At 75.5% G+C, this 18,160-nt stretch carries 18 protein-coding genes; 12 read left to right on the top strand and 6 right to left on the bottom strand.

The features are described from left to right. Positions 1 to 21 precede the first annotated feature (21 nt). The 6 genes from OG335_RS10035 (at position 22) to OG335_RS10010 (ending at position 6,808) form a co-directional block, all read left to right on the top strand. Positions 22 to 2,157 carry an MMPL family transporter gene (locus tag OG335_RS10035; RefSeq protein WP_405010708.1) on the top strand — a complete coding sequence of 712 codons (2,136 nt, stop codon included), beginning with the start codon at positions 22 to 24 and terminating at the stop codon, positions 2,155 to 2,157. A 112-nt stretch (positions 2,158 to 2,269) separates the two neighbouring features. After that, positions 2,270 to 2,827 (top strand): TetR/AcrR family transcriptional regulator, encoded by a 558-nt coding sequence (locus OG335_RS10030; RefSeq protein ID WP_405010707.1) that lies wholly within the window; start codon positions 2,270 to 2,272, stop codon positions 2,825 to 2,827. 11 nt (positions 2,828 to 2,838) lie between these two features. Beyond that, positions 2,839 to 3,465, top strand: coding sequence for a DUF4865 family protein (locus OG335_RS10025; RefSeq protein WP_405010706.1), 627 nt, complete (start codon positions 2,839 to 2,841; stop codon positions 3,463 to 3,465). Further along, on the top strand, positions 3,462 to 4,316 hold the full coding sequence (locus OG335_RS10020; protein ID WP_405010705.1) for a phosphotriesterase: 855 nt from the start codon (positions 3,462 to 3,464) through the stop codon (positions 4,314 to 4,316). Before OG335_RS10025 ends, OG335_RS10020 begins: the two co-directional genes overlap by 4 nt. Before the next feature lie 166 nt (positions 4,317 to 4,482). Next, entirely contained in the window at positions 4,483 to 5,349 is an 867-nt protein-coding gene (locus OG335_RS10015; protein ID WP_405010704.1) for a universal stress protein, read from the top strand. A 271-nt stretch (positions 5,350 to 5,620) separates the two neighbouring features. After that, positions 5,621 to 6,808, top strand: coding sequence for an alpha/beta hydrolase (locus OG335_RS10010; RefSeq protein ID WP_405010703.1), 1,188 nt, complete (start codon positions 5,621 to 5,623; stop codon positions 6,806 to 6,808). On the opposite strand, the gene OG335_RS10005 is transcribed toward OG335_RS10010, so the two are convergent. Next, on the bottom strand, positions 6,801 to 7,130 hold the full coding sequence (locus tag OG335_RS10005) for a MoaF-related domain-containing protein (RefSeq protein WP_405010702.1): 330 nt from the start codon (positions 7,128 to 7,130) through the stop codon (positions 6,801 to 6,803). The genes OG335_RS10010 and OG335_RS10005 overlap by 8 nt on opposite strands. 277 nt (positions 7,131 to 7,407) lie before the next feature. Here OG335_RS10005 and OG335_RS10000 point away from each other — a divergent pair, with 277 nt between their 5' ends. Then, positions 7,408 to 7,719, top strand: a complete 312-nt coding sequence (locus OG335_RS10000; RefSeq protein ID WP_405010701.1) for an antibiotic biosynthesis monooxygenase — start codon at positions 7,408 to 7,410, stop codon at positions 7,717 to 7,719. Positions 7,720 to 7,823: 104 nt separating this feature from the next. On the opposite strand, the gene OG335_RS09995 is transcribed toward OG335_RS10000, so the two are convergent. After that, positions 7,824 to 8,612, bottom strand: a complete 789-nt coding sequence (locus tag OG335_RS09995) for an IclR family transcriptional regulator (protein ID WP_405010700.1) — start codon at positions 8,610 to 8,612, stop codon at positions 7,824 to 7,826. 188 nt (positions 8,613 to 8,800) lie between these two features. On the opposite strand from OG335_RS09995, the gene aceB reads away from it, so the two are divergent. After that, complete coding sequence (gene aceB, locus OG335_RS09990) at positions 8,801 to 10,453, top strand: malate synthase A (RefSeq protein ID WP_405010699.1); 1,653 nt, start codon at positions 8,801 to 8,803, stop codon at positions 10,451 to 10,453. 218 nt (positions 10,454 to 10,671) lie between these two features. On the opposite strand, the gene OG335_RS09985 is transcribed toward aceB, so the two are convergent. From OG335_RS09985 to OG335_RS09975, 3 genes are read right to left on the bottom strand one after another with little or no spacing between them, the layout of a single operon-like run. Further along, positions 10,672 to 11,442 carry an SDR family NAD(P)-dependent oxidoreductase gene (locus OG335_RS09985; RefSeq protein WP_405010698.1) on the bottom strand — a complete coding sequence of 257 codons (771 nt, stop codon included), beginning with the start codon at positions 11,440 to 11,442 and terminating at the stop codon, positions 10,672 to 10,674. A gap of 37 nt (positions 11,443 to 11,479) precedes the next feature. Continuing rightward, entirely contained in the window at positions 11,480 to 12,418 is a 939-nt protein-coding gene (locus OG335_RS09980; RefSeq protein WP_405010697.1) for an NAD-dependent epimerase/dehydratase family protein, read from the bottom strand. 38 nt (positions 12,419 to 12,456) lie between these two features. Continuing rightward, positions 12,457 to 13,419 (bottom strand): ScbA/BarX family gamma-butyrolactone biosynthesis protein, encoded by a 963-nt coding sequence (locus OG335_RS09975; protein WP_405010696.1) that lies wholly within the window; start codon positions 13,417 to 13,419, stop codon positions 12,457 to 12,459. Between the two features lie 165 nt (positions 13,420 to 13,584). On the opposite strand from OG335_RS09975, the gene OG335_RS09970 reads away from it, so the two are divergent. From OG335_RS09970 to OG335_RS09955, 4 genes are all read left to right on the top strand, one after another. Then, the gene (locus OG335_RS09970; RefSeq protein ID WP_405010695.1) at positions 13,585 to 14,238 is read left to right on the top strand and encodes a ScbR family autoregulator-binding transcription factor; all 654 of its coding nucleotides are present in this window, start codon (positions 13,585 to 13,587) and stop codon (positions 14,236 to 14,238) included. 167 nt (positions 14,239 to 14,405) lie between these two features. Then, entirely contained in the window at positions 14,406 to 15,032 is a 627-nt protein-coding gene (locus OG335_RS09965) for a TetR family transcriptional regulator (protein ID WP_405015347.1), read from the top strand. A 69-nt stretch (positions 15,033 to 15,101) separates the two neighbouring features. Further along, positions 15,102 to 16,016 carry a UTP--glucose-1-phosphate uridylyltransferase GalU gene (gene galU / locus OG335_RS09960; RefSeq protein WP_405010694.1) on the top strand — a complete coding sequence of 305 codons (915 nt, stop codon included), beginning with the start codon at positions 15,102 to 15,104 and terminating at the stop codon, positions 16,014 to 16,016. Between the two features lie 115 nt (positions 16,017 to 16,131). Next, complete coding sequence (locus OG335_RS09955) at positions 16,132 to 17,163, top strand: ParB/RepB/Spo0J family partition protein (RefSeq protein WP_405010693.1); 1,032 nt, start codon at positions 16,132 to 16,134, stop codon at positions 17,161 to 17,163. A 20-nt stretch (positions 17,164 to 17,183) separates the two neighbouring features. On the opposite strand, the gene OG335_RS09950 is transcribed toward OG335_RS09955, so the two are convergent. Next, a complete protein-coding gene (locus OG335_RS09950) occupies positions 17,184 to 18,071 on the bottom strand; it encodes a helix-turn-helix domain-containing protein (protein WP_405010692.1) in 888 nt (295 codons plus the stop codon). Positions 18,072 to 18,160: the final 89 nt, after the last annotated feature.

Genomic DNA, 18,160 nt, shown 5'->3' with positions numbered 1-18,160 from the left:
ACCGCTGCCGAAAGGCCCGACATGTCCTCCCTGCTCGCCCGACTGGGCGGCGCATCCGCCGCCCGGCCCTGGCGCACCGTGCTCGCCTGGGCACTGCTGCTCGCCGTCGCCCTGGGCCTCGCCGCCGCGTTCGGCGGCACCCCGCGCGACGACTACCGGGTGCCGGGCACCCGCTCCACCGCCGGCAGCGACCTGCTGACCGCGCGCTTCCCCGAGATGTCCGGGGCGAGCGCCCGGGTCGTCGTCCACGACCGGCACGGCGCCCCGGTGCCCGCCGCCGAGCTGGACGCGCTGCACACCCGGCTCGCCGCCCTCCCCGGGGTGTCCGCGGTGGCCCCGCCCGTGCTGTCGGCCCGCGGCGACACCGCCCTGCTGGCGGTCTCCTACTCCGTGCCCGTCACGGACTTCCGGGGCTCCGAGGGCCTGGACGCGCTGCGCACGGCCGGGAGCCCGGCCGAAGGGGCCGGCCTGCAGGTCGAGTACGGCGGCCAGCTGCCGGAGAACTTCACCGCGCCGGACGGCGTCGCCGAGATGATCGGCGTGGGTGCCGCGCTGGTCATCCTCGTCGTCGCGCTCGGCACGCTGGTCTCCGCCGGGCTTCCCCTGGTGGTGGCACTCGCCGGTCTCGGCCTCGGCACCGCGCTGACCTCCCTGCTGGCGGCCGTCACCGACATCAGCCCGACCGCGCCGACGGTGGCCTCCATGGTCGGCCTGGGCGTCGGCATCGACTACGCGCTGCTGCTGGTGAGCCGCCATGTCGAGGGCCTGCGCAAGGGGTTGGACAGGCACGAGGCCGCCGCCGAGGCGACGGCCACCGCCGGTGCGTCCGTGGTGGTGGCCGGATCCACCGTGCTGGTCGCGCTGTTCGGGCTGAAGCTGGCCGGCCTGCCCACGTACTCCTCGTTCGGCTACGCGACGTTCGCCGTGGTCGGTGCCGTGATGGCGGCGGCGCTGACGCTCGTGCCGGCGCTGTGCTCGCTGGCCGGCGACCGGCTGCTGCGCCGGGCCGAGCGCCGCGGGCCGCGGGTCCGGCCGGAGCGCGGCCCGACCCGCACCGAGCGGTGGGCCGGGCTGATCGGCCGGCGTCCGGTGGCGGCCGCGGTCGGTTCGCTGGTGCTGCTGCTGGCCCTGGCGGCCCCGGTGCTGGGCATGCGCACCTGGCCGCAGGACGCGGGCAGCCAGTCGGCGTCGAACACCACCCGCAAGGCGTACGACCTGACGGCGGCGGCCTACGGGCCGGGCGCCAACGGCCCGTTGGTGGTGGCGGTGGACCTGCGTCGGATCCCGCAGGCCGAACTGCCCGGGATCGTCGCGTCGTTGAAGGCCGAGCCGGGTGTCGCGGCGGTCGCGCCGCCGCTGGTCAACCGGGCCGGTGACGCCGCCGTCGTCACCGTGACGCCCACCACCGGCCCGCAGGACGCCCGCACCGCGCGGCTGTTGAAGGCCGTACGGGCCGGGGTGCTGCCCGCGGGCGCCGAGGTGACCGGCACGGTCGCCGCCTTCTCCGACATATCCGACCGACTGGCCTCCCGGCTCTGGCTGGTGGTGCCGGTGGTGGTCGCGCTGTCGCTCGTCCTGCTGACCGTGCTCTTCCGGGCCCCGGTGATCGCGGTGAAGGCGGCCGCGATGAACCTGCTGTCGGTGGCGGCGGCGTACGGCGTGACGACGGCGGTCTTCCAGTCCGACGCGGGCGCGCGGGCGCTGGGGCTGCCGCACGCGGTGCCGGTCTCCAGCTGGGTGCCGATCCTGATGTTCACGGTGCTCTTCGGCCTCTCCATGGACTACGAGGTCTTCCTGCTGGACCGGGTGCGCGAGGACTGGCTCGCGACCGGGGACGCCCGCGGCTCGGTGGTGCGGGGCCTGTCGGCGACCGGCCGGGTCATCAGCAGCGCGGCGGCCATCATGGTCGCGGTGTTCACGGGCTTCGCGATCGACCCGGACATCACCGTCAAGATGATGGGCGTCGGCATGGCGGCCGCGGTGCTGGTCGACGCGACGGTCGTCCGGCTGGTGCTGGTGCCCGCCACGATGACCCTGCTGGGCCGCCTCAACTGGTGGCTGCCCGGCTGGCTGGACCGGCTGCTGCCGCGGTTCGGCACCGGGCACGTCGTCGCCGCGCCGGCCGCGTCGCCCACCCCGGAGCGCGTCCCCGCCTGAGCCGCGCCGCGCAGGGCCGCCGGGCAGAGGGGGCCGTTCCCGGACCGGGACGGCCCCCGACCCGTGCCCGCCGCCCTGGATTCTGTACCTACCGGTATGTACAGTGAGCCGTGTGAGCACCCAGGACCGACTCGTCGAGAGCACCCAGGAACTCCTCTGGGAACGCGGCTACACCGGCACCAGCCCGCGGGCCATCCAGCAGCACGCCGGCGCCGGACAGGGCAGCATGTACCACCACTTCGACGGCAAGCCCGACCTCGCCGCGACCGCCCTGCGCCGCAGCGCCGGACAGCTCCGCGCCCTCGCCGAGGAGCGCCTCGGCGGCCCCGGCACCGCGTACGAGCGGATCGCCGCCTACCTGGGGCGCGAGCGCGACGTGCTGCGCGGCTGCCGCATCGGCCGCATGGCCCAGGACCCGGACGTCCTCGCCGACCCGCGGCTGCGGGCACCGGTCGAGGAGACCTTCGCCTGGCTGCACGGACGGATCGCCGGGATCGTCGCCGAGGGCCGCGCCGCCGGCGAGCTCGCCGACGGCCCCGACCCGGCCGACACCGCCGCCGCGATCGTCGCCGTCGTCCAGGGCGGGTACGTCCTCGCCCGCGCCGCAGGCTCGCCCGAGCCCTTCGACCGGGCCGTCCGCGGCGCCCTCGCCCTGCTCCGCACCCCCTGAGGAGACGCCCGATGCAGGCCATGCAGTACGCCATCACCCTGCCCGCCGACTACGACATGGCGATCGTCCACCGCCGGGTCGCCGCCAACGGCCACCGCACCGACGACCTCCCGGGGCTCGGCCTCAAGGCGTACCTCGTCCGCGAGCGCGGCCGGGACGGCTCGCCCGTCAACCAGTACGCGCCGTTCTACCTCTGGCACACCGCCGAAGGCATGGCGGACTTCCTCGGCGGCGCCGGATTCCGCGGACTCAGCGCCGACTTCGGCCGGCCCGCCGTCCGCCACTGGCTCGGCACCGCCTTCCGCACCGGCCCGGCCGCCGACGCGCCGCCCCGCACCGCCACCCGCACCCTGCACCCGCTGGCCGCCGACGCCGACCCCGGCGAGGAGATCGCCCGGGCCGCCGACGCCCTCGGCGACGCGCCCGGCCTGCACTCCGCGGCCGTCGCCCTCGACCCGGACCGCTGGGAACTCGCCGTGTTCGAGCTGTGGGCCGACGGCCCGCCCGCGCCGAGCCCCGACACCTTCCGGGTACTGCACCTCTCCCGTCCCGGGTTCCACCTCCTCCCGCAGGGGCCTGACATGACCGGTCCAGCCCCCGCCCCAGCCCGCGCCCTCGACGCCGCCCGCACACCGTGACCGCGGTCCACACCGTGCTCGGGCCCGTGCCGCCCGAGGAGCTCGGCGTCACCGACGCCCACGACCACCTCTTCCTGTGCAGCGCCCTGCTCCCCGGCCGCGAGCTCGACGACCCCGCCGCCGCCGAGCAGGAGCTGCACGCCTTCGCCGCGCTCGGCGGCCGTGCCGTCGTCCAGTGGACGCCGTACGGCCTCGGGCGCCGCCGCGCCGACCTGCCCGCCCTGTCGAAGGCCACCGGCGTGCACATCGTCTCCGCCACCGGCCTCCACCAGGCCGCCCACTACACCGACCCGGACGGCCTCGCCCGGCTCCCGCTCGCCGAGCTCTTCACCGCCGAACTCCGCGCCGGTGCGGGCCTGGTCAAGGTCGCCGGCGGCTACCACGGCCTGGACGCGCACGCCCGGTGGACGATGGCCGCCGCCGCCGAGGCGCACCACGCCACCGGCGCACCCGTCGCCGTCCACCACGAACTCGGCACCGGCGCGCAGGACGTCCTCGAACTCCTCTGCGACACGCTCGGCGTGCCCCCGCACCGCGTCGTCCTCGGCCACCTCAACCGCTTCCCCGACCCCGGCCTGCACCGCGAACTCGCCGCCTCCGGCGCCTACCTCGCCTTCGACGGACCCTCCCTCGCCCACCACGCCACCGACCACCGGCTCGTCGACGGCCTGCACGCGCTCGCCGACGCCGGGCACGCCGACCGCCTCCTGCTCGGCGGCGACACCACCACGGCCGCCGCCCGCGGCAACCCCGGCATGGCCCACCTGCTGCGCCGCCTGCGGCCCCGCCTCGGCCCGGACCTCGCCCACCGGGTGCTGACCGCCAATCCGGCCGCCGCCTTCGCCTGGTGACCCGGGCCGCCCCGCCGGAAGCGCGCCCGCCGGCCGCCGAAGAGGCATCCTGGTACTGAGGCGTGCCGCAGTGCGGTCGTCCGTCCGTGGTGCCCGGGCACGCCCCAGGGGCCCCGCCGCACGGCCCGAGGCCGTGCCGGGGCGAGGCGCAGCACGGGAGCCGGCCATGAACAGCAGATCCCCCGCAGGTGTCGTCGTCGGCGTCGACGGGTCGGCGCACGCCGCGGCCGCGGCCGACTGGGCCGCCCAGGAGGCCGCCCGCCGCGGCTGTGCGCTGCACCTGGTGCACGCGGTCAACACCGGCACGGTGACGCTCTCGCCGCGAACGAGCTCGGCCGTGACCGACCTGATCCTGCACGACGCCGACGCCGTCCTGACGGACGCGCTCGGCAAGGTCCGCGCCTCCCACCCGACGCTGCGCCTCACCGGCGACGTCGTCCCGCGGGACGCGGCCGAGGCCGTGCTCACCGCCGCCGAGCACGCCGAACTCGCCGTCGTCGGCACCCGCGGCCACGGCGGGTTCGCCTCCCTGCTGCTCGGCTCCGTCAGCCTGCGGGTCGCCGCGCACGCGAGCTGCCCGGTGGTCGTCGTCCGCGGCGCCCCGCAGGTCGGCAGCCACGTGCTGGTCGCGGTCCGTGACGAACACGACGGCGGCACCCTGCGGTTCGCGCTCCGCACCGGCGAGCTGACCGGCCTGCCGGTGCACGCCCTGCACACCTGGTCGCCGGTGGTCGCGGACGTCGGCCACATGGCGCCGATGGTCGACGAGCTCGGCGAGGAGGCCCGCCTGCACGAGCAGTTGCTGCGGCACACCTGCGACCCGATCCGCGAGGAGTTCCCCGACGTGGTGTTCGAGGCCCGGCAGGAGCACGGCGCGACCGCGGGCACCCTCGTCGAGGCGTCCCGCAAGGCGGCCCTGCTCGTGGTCTCCCGGCGGCAGCCGGCCCCGCACTTCGGCCTGCGGCTCGGTACCGCGGTGCACGCGGTGCTGCACCACGCGTACTGCCCGGTGGCGGTCGTGCCGCTGGGCTGATCCGCCGCCGCGCCGCAACGGCGCGTCAACGCCAGGCTCCGGGTCGGTCCCCCGGGTGATCTGAGTCACCGCCACCGGTGCGCAGGTGGGCCGTACCCCTACGGACGTGCATACTTGTCCGTCGGCATGCACGGCTCCGGTGCGGTGCGCCGGGAACCGCCCGCTCCGGGGTGCAACCGGCAGCCCGCCGTTGCGCGTGGGTTCACGGGGAGGCCGCCGGACGGACGCCGGCCGGCGCGGTGCGCGGGGATCTACGGAGAGTGGCAGGGGAATGGGACTCACCAGCGGGACGGTCCTGGCGATCGCGGTCGCCGTCGCCGTCCTCATCCTGGCGGCGACCGTCGTGTGGTGGCCGCGGCTCTCCCGGCCGACCTGGGCGGCGGTGCTCGGACGGATCACCGCCCTGCTGACCTGCCAGCTCGCGGTGCTCTGCGCGATCGGGCTGGTCGCCAACAACTACTTCGCCTTCTACAGCAGTTGGGACGACCTGCTGGGCACCGGCGACACCGGCCCGGTGAGCGTGCAGGCGGCCGCCGACGACCGGCAGGCGCCCCGGCCGGTCGTGAAGGCCGAACTGCTGGGCCAGGAACAGGTGCAGGGCGGCAACGGCGGCCCCGACCAGGTCGGCCAGGTGCAGTCCGTACGGATCACCGGCTCGGTCTCCGGCCTGGCCACCGACGCCTACGTGTACCTCCCCCCGCAGTACTTCCAGCCCGCGTACGCGCAGCGGCGGTTCCCGGCCGCGGTCGTGATGACCGGCTTCCCCGGGGACGCCAAGAACCTCATCACCCGGCTCAACTACCCTGCGGCGGCACTCCAGTCGGTGCAGGCAGGGCGGATGCGGCCGACCGTGCTCGTGCTGATGCGCCCCTCGCCCGCGATGCCCGCCGACACCGAGTGCGAGGACATCCCCGGCGGCGCACCCTCGGAGACGTACTTCACCCGGGACGTGCCCGCGGTCGTGGCGGCCAGCTACCGGGTGACGACCTCGCCCTCCGGCTGGGCGGTGATGGGCAACTCGACCGGCGGCTACTGCGCGCTGAAGATGGCCATGCGCCACCCGGAGGTCTTCCCGACCGCGGTCGCGATGTCCGGCTACTACAAGGCCGCGGAGGACGCCACGACCGGCGACCTCTTCCGGGGCAGCGCGCAGCGCCGCAACGAGGCCGACCTGATGTGGCGGCTGCAGCACCTGCCGCAGCCGCGGATCTCCGTGCTCCTGGCGGGCAGCCAGGCGGGCGACGGCGGCTACCGGCAGGGTACGGAGGCCTTCCAGCAGGCCGTGCGGGCCCCGATGACGGCGAACACCGCCTGGGTGCCGCAGGGCGGCCACAACTTCCGCACCTGGACGCAACTGCTCGCGCCCTCGCTGGAGTGGATGTCCGCGCACCTCTCCGCGGGCGACACCGGCGCGCCGGCGGCCGCCGCGGCCGTCGGCGGGATGATCCCGGTCAGCTGAGCTGCTCCAGCACGCCGCTGTGCAGCTCGCCGACCCGGCCGCCCTCGCCCTCGTACGTCCAGAAGACCCGCACGGTGAGGGCGGCGAGGTCCATCACGTGGCTGACGGTGATGCCGCTCTGCTCCGTCCAGCTGACGAACCAGACCTGCGGGCCGACCTGGGCGACGTGCAGGGCGACGTCCTCGTACTGCCCGGCGGACTCGCCGAGGCCCTCCCAGCGCAACCGGGTGCCGTCGGCCGCGTACGTGTTGCGGAAGGCCGCGCCGTTGTCGACCTGGAAGCGGTAGGTGTGGCCGGCGAAGCCAGGCAGGGGCGCGGTCATCTCGGTCGGTTCCTCGGAGGCTCGACGGGCGGGCGCGGCCCGGGCGGCCGCACCCGTTCAACCTAGCGGACGGGGTGATCGTTCCCCACCTGGACGGCGGTACGCGGCCGCGGGGCGCCGGTGCCGTCCGTCCTGACGGCCCGTCGGATCCGTGCGGACGGCCGCGGCGTGCTCGCGCGGCGTACGGGTCCCGTCACGGCGGGTCGCCGCCGGTGCGGGCGTCCGGCGGCTGCGTGCCGACCGCTCCCGGCGTACGTTGGAGATCCGGAGGTGAGCCATGACCGAGCTGGTTCTGAGTGAGGTCGGCGCCGTCGTCGCGCCGGAGCGTGAGGCCGAACTGGTGGCCCTGTACCGCGAGCTGGTGGCGGGCCCGCTGCCCGAGGGGCTCGTCCGCACCGAGCTGCTGCACGGGCCCGGCGGCCGGTGGCGGGTGCAGAGTCTGTGGCGTGACATGGCCGCCCTGGAGGCGGTCCGCAGCGCGCCGGGGCGACCGGCGGCGCCGGCGCTCTTCCGGCAGGTCGGCACGGAGCCGGAGCTCACGGTGTACGTGGTGGCGGTGGCGCAGACCGGCGAGCTCAGCCTGCAGTGACCGCCCGCCGCTGCCCCGGCCCCGGCTCGGGGCCGGGGCAGCGGGTCGGGCCGGTGCGGTGGTGCGGCCGGTGCGGTGGTGCGGGCCGGGACGGGTCCGCCGGCTCAGGGGGCGAGCACCCGGCCGAGGCGGGTGGCGATCTCCTGCATCACCGGCACCAGGGCGGCCTGGCCGTCCTGGCTCTCCAGCGCCCTGATCCGGGCCTCCGGGCCGGAGACGGAGAGTGCGGCCGGGGCCGGTGCGCCGGGCACGGCGACGGCGATGCAGCGCACGCCGATCTCCTGCTCCTGGTCGTCGACCACGTAGCCCGAGGCGCGGGCGGCGGCGAGGTGGCGGAGGAGTTCGGCGGGGTCGGTCAGGGTGTGGGGCGTGTGGGCCTGGAGCGGCTGGGTGCCGAGCACCGCCCGGGCCTCGTCCTCGGGCAGCTGGGCGAGCAGGGCCTTGCCGACGCCGGTGCAGTGCGGCTGTACGCGCCGGCCGACCTCGGTGAACATCCGCATGGAACGGCGCGACTGCACCTGGCCGACGTAGACGACCTCGCCGCCTTCCAGCACGGCGAGGTTGGCGGTCTCGCCGGTGGCCTCCATGAGTTCGGCCAGGTAGGGGCGGGCCCAGCTGCCGAGGAGGCGGCCGGCGGTCTCGCCGAGCCGGATCAGGCGCGGGCCGAGGGTGTAGCGGCGAGCGGTGTCCTGCCGGACATATCCCTGCTGCACGAGGGTACGGATGAGGCGGTGGATGGTCGGCATCGGCAGGCCGGAGCTGGCGGACAGCTCGCTGAGCGCGGCGACGCCGCCGGCGTCGGCGAGCGCCTCCAGCAGCAGGAAGGCGCGCTCGACGGACTGCACGCCGCCGGAGCGGTCGGTGCCTGTCCGGTCTGCGGGGGTGCTGGCCACCGGCGTTCCCTTCGCGGTCGTGGGGAGGAGCGGAGCTCGGCGATCGCCTCAACAAACCGTTGAAATTCTGCATCGCGGAAACTAGGCTCCACTCTACAGAACGGAACCCTCCGCTCGGGGGGTCCGCATCCCGGGAGTCCCCGTCGGGGCCCCCGCACTGGCTCAACCGTCCAAGGAGTGTCCTGCCCATGGCTGCAGATCAGGGACCCGTCGGCGCCGTCCCCGCCGCCCCGGTCGTCACTGTCGCCGGTCCGCGCGTCGCCCGCGCCGAGGAGGTGCTCACCCCGGAGGCCGTCGCGTTCGTCGTCGGGCTGCACCGCGCCTTCGAAGGCCGCCGCCAGGAACTCCTCGCCCGACGGAAGACCCGCCGCGCGGAGATCGCCGCGACCGGCACCCTCGACTTCCTCCCGGAGACCGCGGACGTCCGGGCCGGCGACTGGACGGTCGCCGAGGCCCCCCGCGCCCTCCGGGACCGCCGCGTCGAGATCACCGGCCCCACCGACCGCAAGATGGTGATCAACGCCCTCAACTCCGGCGCCCGCATCTGGCTCGCCGACTTCGAGGACGCCTCCTCGCCCACCTGGGAGAACGTCGTCGGCGGCCAGATCAACCTGGTCGACGCCTTCGAGGGCCGCATCGACTTCACCTCGGAGGCCGGCAAGGCCTACACCCTCGGGCCCGCCGCCGGGCTCGCCACCGTCGTGGTCCGCCCCCGGGGCTGGCACCTCGACGAGAACCACCTGCTCGTCGACGGCACCCCCGTCGCCGGCGCCTTCGTCGACTTCGGCCTGTACTTCTTCCACAACGCGGCCCGCCTGCTCGCCCGCGGCGCCGACGACCCCAACTCCGGGCCGTACTTCTACCTGCCGAAGACCGAGAGCCACCTGGAGGCCCGGCTCTGGAACGACGTCTTCACCCACGCGCAGGCGGCCCTCGGCATCCCGTACGGCACCGTGCGGGCCACCGTGCTCATCGAGACCGTCACGGCCGCCTTCGAGATGGACGAGATCCTCTACGAGCTGCGCGACCACGCCGCCGGCCTCAACGCCGGCCGCTGGGACTACCTCTTCTCCATCGTCAAGAACTTCCGCGACGCCGGCGAGCACTTCATCCTGCCGGACCGCAACACCGTGACCATGGCCTCGCCGTTCATGGCCGCCTACACCCGCCTGCTCGTGCGCACCTGCCACCGGCGCGGCGCCCACGCCATCGGCGGCATGGCCGCGTTCATCCCGTCCCGACGGGACGCCGCGGTCAACGCCGCCGCCTTCGAGAAGGTCGAGGCCGACAAGCGGCGCGAGGCCGCCGGCGGGTTCGACGGTTCGTGGGTCGCCCACCCCGACCTGGTGCCCGTCGCCGGGGCCTGCTTCGACGCCGTGCTCGGCGACCGCCCGAACCAGAAGGACGCGCCCGGCTCCGCCGAGCCGGTCACGGCCGCCGACCTCCTCGACGTCGCGGGCGCCGGCGGCACCTGCACCCGGGCCGGGCTGCACAACGCCGTGCAGGTCGGCATCCGCTACATCGAGGCGTGGCTGCGCGGTCTCGGCGCCGTCGCGATCTTCAACATGATGGAGGACGCCGCCACCGCCGAGATCTCCCGCTCGCAGACCTGGCAGTGGATCAACAACGGCGTCGTCCTCGCCGACACCGGGGAGAAGGCCACCGCGGACCTCGTGCGCCGGCTCGTCGCGGAGGAGCTCGCCGAGCTGAAGGCCGCGGCCGGCGAGACCGCCTACGCCGCCGGACGCTGGCCGGAGGCCGCCCGGCTCTTCGAACAGGTCGCGCTGGCCGAGGAGTTCGTCGACTTCCTCACCCTGCCCGCGCTGCCCCTGCTCGACTGAGACCACGCTAGCCGCCGCGGCCCCGCCCGCCTCCCGCCGGATCGTCGAACTCGTCGCGGCATCCGCGACGATCCGTACGAGGACGGGAGAGGACGGGAGAGGACGGGAGAGGACGGGAGAGGACGGGAGACGGCTGGAGACGGCTGGAGAGGCGGCGGCCCGGCGCGGCCGACCACCCGGCAAGGGGAGGCGGGTCGGAGCGCGGGTCGGAGCGCGGGTCAGAGCGCGGTGAAGCCGCCGTCCACCGCGAGCGTCGCCCCGGTGACGAAGGACGAGCGGTCGCTGCACAGCCAGGCCGCCGCCTCGGCGACCTCCTCCGGGCGGGCCGTCCGCGGCTGCGGGGTGGCCCGGTGCAGGGCCTCCTCCACACCCGGGTTGGCGGCGAACCAGTCGGTCACCATCTCGGTGCCGGTGATGCCCGGCGCGATCGCGTTGACCCGGATGCCGTGCGCGCCGTACTCCGCCGCGGCGGCCTTCGTCAGCCCGATCACGGCGTGCTTGGACGCGACGTAGGGCGCGGCGACAGGGGTGGCGACCAGGCCGCCGGTGCTGCTGGTGTTGACGATCGCACCGCCGCCGGCGGTGAGCATGGCGGCGATCTCGGGGCGCAGGAAGTTCCAGACCCCGCGCAGGTTGGTGTCGACCACGGCGTCGTAGACCTCGTCGGCCATCAGGTGCAGGGGGGTGCGGCCCGTCCCGTAACCGGCGTTGTTGAAGGCCGCGTCGAGCCGGCCGAAGCGCTCCACCGCGAGCGCGACCACGGCGCGGGCGGCCGCCGGGTCGCGGACGTCGGCGGCCAGGTGGGTGACCTCGGCGCCGTCCTCGCGAAGTGCGGCCGCGAGGTCGTGGAGCCGCTCGGCGCGCCGTGCGGTGAGCACGAGCCGGGCGCCCTCGCGGGCGAACACCCGGGCGGCGGCGGCACCGATGCCGCTGCTGGCGCCGGTGACGAGGGCGACCTTGCCGTGCAGCATGCCGGGTGCGGTGCTCATCGCGCTCCTTGGGGGAAGGGGCCGGGGGCCGGGGCCGTCAGCAGGGCACGTGCTGCCGGTACCAGGAGAGGTGGTCGGCGAACCGGGCGGCGAAACCCGGCCCGGGGTCGCGGCCGGTCAGCCGCCACACCGCGCCGTCGGCGAACCAGTGGTCGGTGGTGAGGCGTTCGAGGGCGTGCAGGCCGACCGGGTCGCCGGTGAGCCGGTCGCGGGCCTCCGCGAGGCCGATGCGGGAGCGGTGCCGCCGCAGTCCGAGCCGGTCGGCCAGCGCCGCCACGATCTCCGAACACCGTACCGGCTCGGGGTGGTTGACGAAGTGCGCGCCCGGCAGCGGCACCGGGCCGAGCGCCGCCCCGACGGCGGCCTCCGCGAGGTCGCGGACGTCGACGAGCGAGAGCAGGGCGTCCCAGCCCGCGGGGTCGGCGGCCAGCCTCCGGTGCAGGGCGGCCAGCCCGGGGACGAACCAGCGGTCGCCCGCGCCGTACACCAGGTGGGGCCGCAGCACGGTGCCGCCGGCGGCGAGGACGTGCCGCTCGGCGGCGGCCCGGGTGCGGCTGGTCGCCGAGGACGGGGCGAGCGGTGCCCGGTGCGGGGCGGTGCCGCGGAACGGCCCCCGGCCGTGCACGGCCGCCGTGGACACCAGCACGATCCGCCCGACGCCGTGGCGCCGGGCGTCGGCGACCAGGGCGGCCGTGCCGCGGTCGTTGACGGCGGTGAGGCCGGCCTCCGGTCCGCCGATCAGCGAGGCGCAGTGCAGGAGCACGTCGGCGCCGCGGCAGGCGCCCGCCAGGGTGGCGGGGTCGGCCAGGTCGCCGTGCACCGTCCGGCTGCCGGGGGCGGGGGTGGCGCCTCCGGTGCCGGTGCGGTGCCGGGAGAGGAGCAGGAGCGTGGCGTCCGGGGCGGAGCGGCGGGCGGCGGCGGCCACCCGGCTGCCGATGAAGCCGGTGGCTCCGGTGATGAGGATGCGTGCTGGCATGGGAGTCCCGCCGGTCCGGCCGGGTCGCGTCGGCGGTCTCAGACCTGCGCCGTGAGCAGGGTGTTGAAGACCTCGTGGCCGTCCTGGTGCCCGGTCACGTTGACGATGGCGGTGCCGGGGCGGTCGGCCGGGAGCACGGTGGTGCCGATCAGGCAGGGGCTGTCGAACTCGGCGTACCGGCCGAAGACGCTGAGCGCGCTCACCGGCACGAAGCGCGGTGAGCCGAGTGCGGCGCGGGCCGCCTGGCGGGAGGCCTCCAGCAGCACCATGCCGGGCACGTGGTCGCACGGGTGGTCGAAGAGCACGGGGTGGTGCGGGTCGTAGCGCAGCTGCCACACCCCGGACCGGTCGGTGGGGGCGAGCACCACGTCCCGCGGGTCGGTGCGGCCGACGTACCGGGCCGGCACGGGGGCCGGCGGGGTCTCGGACGGGACGGCGCTGCGGCGGTCGCCGCGCAGCCGGTCGTAGACCCCGGGCGTGGTGCAGGTGTACTGCGCGGAGCCGGTGGCGAGGAGCGCGTCGCCGCGCCGCACCTGGACGCGGTAGTGCATGGCGGCGAGCCGGCCGGCCCGGTGCTGCACCTCCGTGGTGACGTCGAGGGTGAGTTCGGCGGGGACGGGGCCGACCGCGAGGTGCTCCTCGTGGGCGGTGTAGTCGAGCTGCCAGAGGAGGAAGTGCCGGTCGAGCGGCACGCCGTACTCGGCGTGGGCGAGCAGGGCGCCGGTCTGGCGTATCGTCTCGGCGACGAGCAGAGGATCGTGCCGGGCGTCGAGGAGCGGGGTGAAGAAGGTGTGGGCCCGGGGCCACTGGGCGGAGACGGTGAAGCGGTGCTCGTCTCTGCGCTGCCAGCCGGTGAGAAGGACCTCGGCGACGGCGGCGCGGTGGACGAACTGCCGTGGCACGGTGGTGGTGAGCGGGCCGGATTCCGTTGCGGCCGGGGCGGTGTGCCCGGTTCCGGTGTGCGGTCGGCGGAGCGTGGTCGACGCTGTGGACTGCGACATGGATCCCCCCAGGGGTGGACGTGAGTGACGCACAGCTCTGGCTCGAAAAAAGATACGGCATGTACGGTTTGGTTTCTAGTGCTCCTCGGGAGCGGCTTGGACCCGGAGCGGAACCCTCGCCTCCGGGTCGGGCACCATGGTGCGAACGGAAAGGCAGGACCCCCAGTGGCGCAACAGGAGCGAGCGATCCGCACGCGGCGGACCATCCTCGCGGCGGCTGCCGCCGTCTTCGACGAGTGCGGCTACGAGAGCGCCACGATCGCGCAGATCCTGGCCCGGGCCGAGGTGACCAAGGGGGCGCTCTACTTCCACTTCACCTCCAAGGAGGAGCTCGCCCGGGGCGTCCTCGACGCCCAGCTGCTGCAGGGCGCGGTGCTGCCGCAGGCGTTCAAGCTGCAGGAGCTGGTGGACGTGACGATGGCGGTCGCGTACCGGCTGCCGGGTGACCCGCTGCTGCGCGGCGGCGTGCGGCTCGCGGTCGAGCAGGCCGGCGACTTCGGGGGCGGGCCGTTCCCCGCCTGGGTCGAGCTGTGCGCCGGCCTGGTGGCCGAGGCGAAGGCGCAGGGCGAGGTGCTGCCGCACGTCGAGCCGGAGGCCGTCGCGGAGCTCGTGGTGGGCGCCTGGACGGGCATCCAGCTGCTGTCGCAGCGCATGACCCGCCGGGCCGACCTGGAGCGCCGGGTGGCCACCTTCTGGTCGCACGTGCTGCCCGGCATCGCGGTGCCCGGCGTGCTGCCCCACCTCGACACCGCCGAGGACCGGGGCGCCCGGGTGGTCCGCGATTTCGAACGCTCCGCCGGCCGCCGGATCGCCGGCTAGCCCGCCGGGCCCGTCCCGCCGCCCGGTTCCGGGCGGCTTCATCCGCCTGAAACAAACCGCTCATACGGTTTCATGCTCGCCGCGAGCCGGTCGATGGGACAGAATTTCGCCCACGACGGGTGTCGGAATCCGTCCGTGGGATGTGCTGCTCGCGGGAGGCGGCGTTGGTGAAGCAGGTGCGGGCCGTGCAGACGCGGCGGGCTCTGGTCAGGGCCGCCGCCGGACTCTTCGACCGGGACGGCTACGAGCGCACGTCCCTCTCGGCCGTCAGTGACGCGGCCCGGGTGAGCAAGGGGGCGCTCTCCTTCCATTTCGACTCCAAGGCCCAGCTCGCCAACGCGGTCGAGGACGAGGGCTACGCCGAGGCGCGGTGCGCCGTCGGCGTCGCGGCCCGGGCCGGCCGCACCCCGCTCCAGACGGTGATCGAGGTGACGCACGCCCTCGGCCGGCTGCTGGAGGGTGACGACGCGCTGGCCCGCGCGGCCGTACGCCTGGCCCGGGAGCGCGAGCGCGGCGGCCCGGTGGCGCTCGACTGGCACGGCGCCTGGGAGCCCGCGGTGCGGGTGCTGCTGCGGCAGGCCCGGGCCGACCGCAGCCTGCGCCCGGAGGCGGACCTCCCGGCGATCGAGGCGATGGTCGAACTCCTCGTGGTGGGCGTCGAGCTGGCCTACCGCCGGCACGCGGGCGCCTACCGCAGGGCCGAGCTGACCGCGCGCTTCTGGCGCACGGCGCTGCCGGGGATCGCGGCGCCCGGGGTGCTCCCGAAGCTCCGTGTCGAGGGCCTCGCCGACTGAGCGCCGGGCCGCCCCGAGGCGTTCGACGGGGCTTCAACTCCGTTGCCGTGCATGGCTACTGTGGCCGCCATGCAGACGAACCCGACCCGCCTGAACAAGGCCGTCATCCCCGTTGCCGGACTCGGCACCCGCTTTCTGCCCGCCACCAAGTCGACACCCAAGGAGATGCTCCCGGTCGTCGACAAACCGGCCATCCAGTACGTCGTCGAGGAGGCCGTCTCGGCCGGCCTGCTCGACGTCCTCATGATCACCGGCCGCAACAAGCGGCCGCTGGAGGACCACTTCGACCGCAACTACGAGCTGGAGGACATGCTCCTGCGCAAGGGCGACACCGAACGCCTCGCGCAGGTCTGCGCCTCCACCGACCTCGCCGACGTGCACTACGTGCGCCAGGGCGACCCCCGCGGCCTGGGCCACGCGGTGCTGTGCGCCGCCTCGCACGTCGGCGACGAGCCCTTCGCGGTGCTGCTCGGCGACGACCTCATCGACCCCCGCGACCCGCTGCTCGCCCGCATGGTGGAGGTGCAGGCGCGGTACGGCGGCAGCGTGGTCGCCCTGATCGAGGTGCCGGCCGACCGCATCCACCTCTACGGCTGCGCCGACGTGCGCCCGGCCGGGCCGGACGGCCTGGTGCGGGTGGTCGACCTGGTCGAGAAGCCCGACCCCGGCGCGGCGCCCAGCGGCTACGCCGTCATCGGCCGCTACGTGCTCGCGCCGGAGATCTTCGGGGTGCTGCAGCGCACGCCCCCCGGGCGCGGCGGCGAGATCCAGCTCACCGACGCCCTGCGGGAGCTGGCCCGGCGCGGCGAGGTACGGGGCGTGGTCTTCGAGGGGCGCCGCTACGACACCGGCGACCGCGCCGAGTACCTGCGCACGACGGTGCGGCTGGCCTGCGAGCGGGCCGACCTGGGGGAGGACTTCCGCTCCTGGCTGCGGGAGTTCGTCGAGAGCGAGCTGCGGAGCCCGCAGTCCGTCGGGGGCTGAGCCCGGTGTGCAACCGCGGACGGGCAGCGGTTGCACGGTGTTCGGCGCCGGGGTGTTGCCAAGAAACGAACCGCATGGTTGGTTTGTTCTTGTCACCAGCAGGGGGAGGTCGACCATGGAGGTCGTCGAAGCCGGGCACCAGCCCGACACCGCCCACGCCCTGCGGCTGGGGCCCGCGTGCCGGGCCCCGGTCGCAGCGCTGCGGCCGGCCGATTCACCACGCACCACCGGCGAGGATCCGGAGCACGTCCGCCTCCTCGCCGAATCCGAGGACGAACTGCCGCCGATCATCGTGCACCGGGGCACGATGCGCGTCGTCGACGGCATGCACCGGCTCAAGGCCGCCGTGCTGCGCGGCGACCGCGAGATCACCGTACGGTTCTTCGAGGGCAGCCCCGACGAGGCGTTCGTCCTCGCCGTCCGGTCCAACACCGGGCACGGCCTGCCGCTCTCCGCGGCCGACCGCCGCGCCGCGGCCGTCCGCATCCTGGAGAGCCACCCGCAGTGGTCCGACCGGGCGGTCGCCACCGCCGCGGGCCTCGCCGCCCGGACGGTCGCCGCACTCCGCAGCCGCATCCCCGCCCCGGCACCCGCGCCCGCGCCGCACGGCGGCACGGACACCGGCGCTCCGTGGCAGCACCGGGTCGGCCGCGACGGCCGGGCCCGCCCGCTCGACAGTTCCGAGGGCCGCCGTCTGGCCGGCCGGCTCATCACCGACGCACCCGACGCGTCGCTGCGCACCATCGCCCAGCAGGCGGGCATCTCACCCGGCACCGTCCGCGACGTCCGCGACCGGCTGCGCCGCGGCGAGGACCCCGTACCGCTGCGCGTGCTGACCGCCGCACCGCCGCCGGAGCGGGCCCGCGACGACGCGCACACCGTCGTCCGGCTCGCCCCGCCGGGGGAGCGGCGCACCGCCCTCGCCGACAGCCTCCACCGCGACCCCTCGCTGCGGCTCAGCGAGACCGGCCGGCTGCTGCTCCGGATGCTCCAGGTGCGCACCCTGCCGCCGGCCCAGTGGGAGCGGATCATCTCCACGGTGCCCGCCCACTCCACGGGCATGCTCTCCGCGGCCGCCGCGGAGTGCGCCGAGGCCTGGCAGCAGTTCGCGGCCCGGATGGAGCGGCGCCGGTGCGCGGGGGAGTGACCGCCGTGCGGGCGGGCCGGTCAGCCGGCCGGGGTGTGGTCCGCGGCCGGCCGCGACCGGCCGGGCACCATGACCTCGCGCAGCATCCGCAGCCCCGCCTCGGCGGGCGAACCCGGCTCCGCGCTGTACATCAGCATCCAGTGGCCCGACTCGTCTGCCAGCCGTACCGTCTCGAAGCTCAGCTCCATCGGGCCGACCAGCGGATGGTGGAAGGACTTCACGCCCTCGACGCAGTTGCGCACCGGGTGCCGGGACCACAGCTCGGCGAACTCCGGGCTCTTCATCAGGAGTTCGCCGACGAGACCGGCCAGCCGGAGGTCGTCCGCGTGCCGGCCGGCGGTGATCCGCAGCGAGGCCACCGCCCGCCGGGCCTCCTCCTCCCACAGGGGGTACAGCTCGCGGGTGTGCGGGTCCAGGAACAGCAGCCGCTGCAGGTTCGGCCGGTCCGCGGGCCGGTCCGGGGCGGAGGCGTCCAGATGACCGGCGACCAGGGCGTGGCCGAGGGCGTTCCACGCCAGCACCTCGCTGCGCCGGTCGAGCAGCACCACCGGCACGTCCAGGGCGGCGACCAGCTGGCGGGTGCCGGCCCGGGCGTACTCGGGCCGCTCCGGTCGGCGGCGGCCCGAACCGCGGTGCGGACGCGCCAGGTTGCGCAGGTGCACCTGCTCGTCCTCGCTCAGCCGCAGGGCCCGGGCGATCGCGTCGAGCACCGCCTCCGAGGCGTTGCTGCTCTGCCCCTGCTCCAGCCGCGTGTAGTACGCGGAGCTCACGCCGGCCAGCTGCGCGAGCTCCTCGCGCCGCAGACCCGGCACGCGCCGGGCCCCGTACGAGACCAGCCCGACGTCCTCCGGCAGCAGCCGGGCCCGCCGGGTGCGGAGGAATTCGCCGAGCTCGGTGGGAGTGTCCATGCACCCCAGTATCACCGCGCCGGGCCGCCGCGCGGGGCGTCCAGCCTGACCCTGCGAGTGGTAGGCAGCGCGGTGGTAGGCAGCCGCTG

Source organism: Kitasatospora sp. NBC_01539 (genome assembly GCF_045040525.1).
Classification (GTDB): domain Bacteria; phylum Actinomycetota; class Actinomycetes; order Streptomycetales; family Streptomycetaceae; genus Kitasatospora.
The sequence above is the reverse complement of the archived record's forward strand: the minus strand, read 5'-3'. Positions and strand labels throughout refer to the sequence as shown.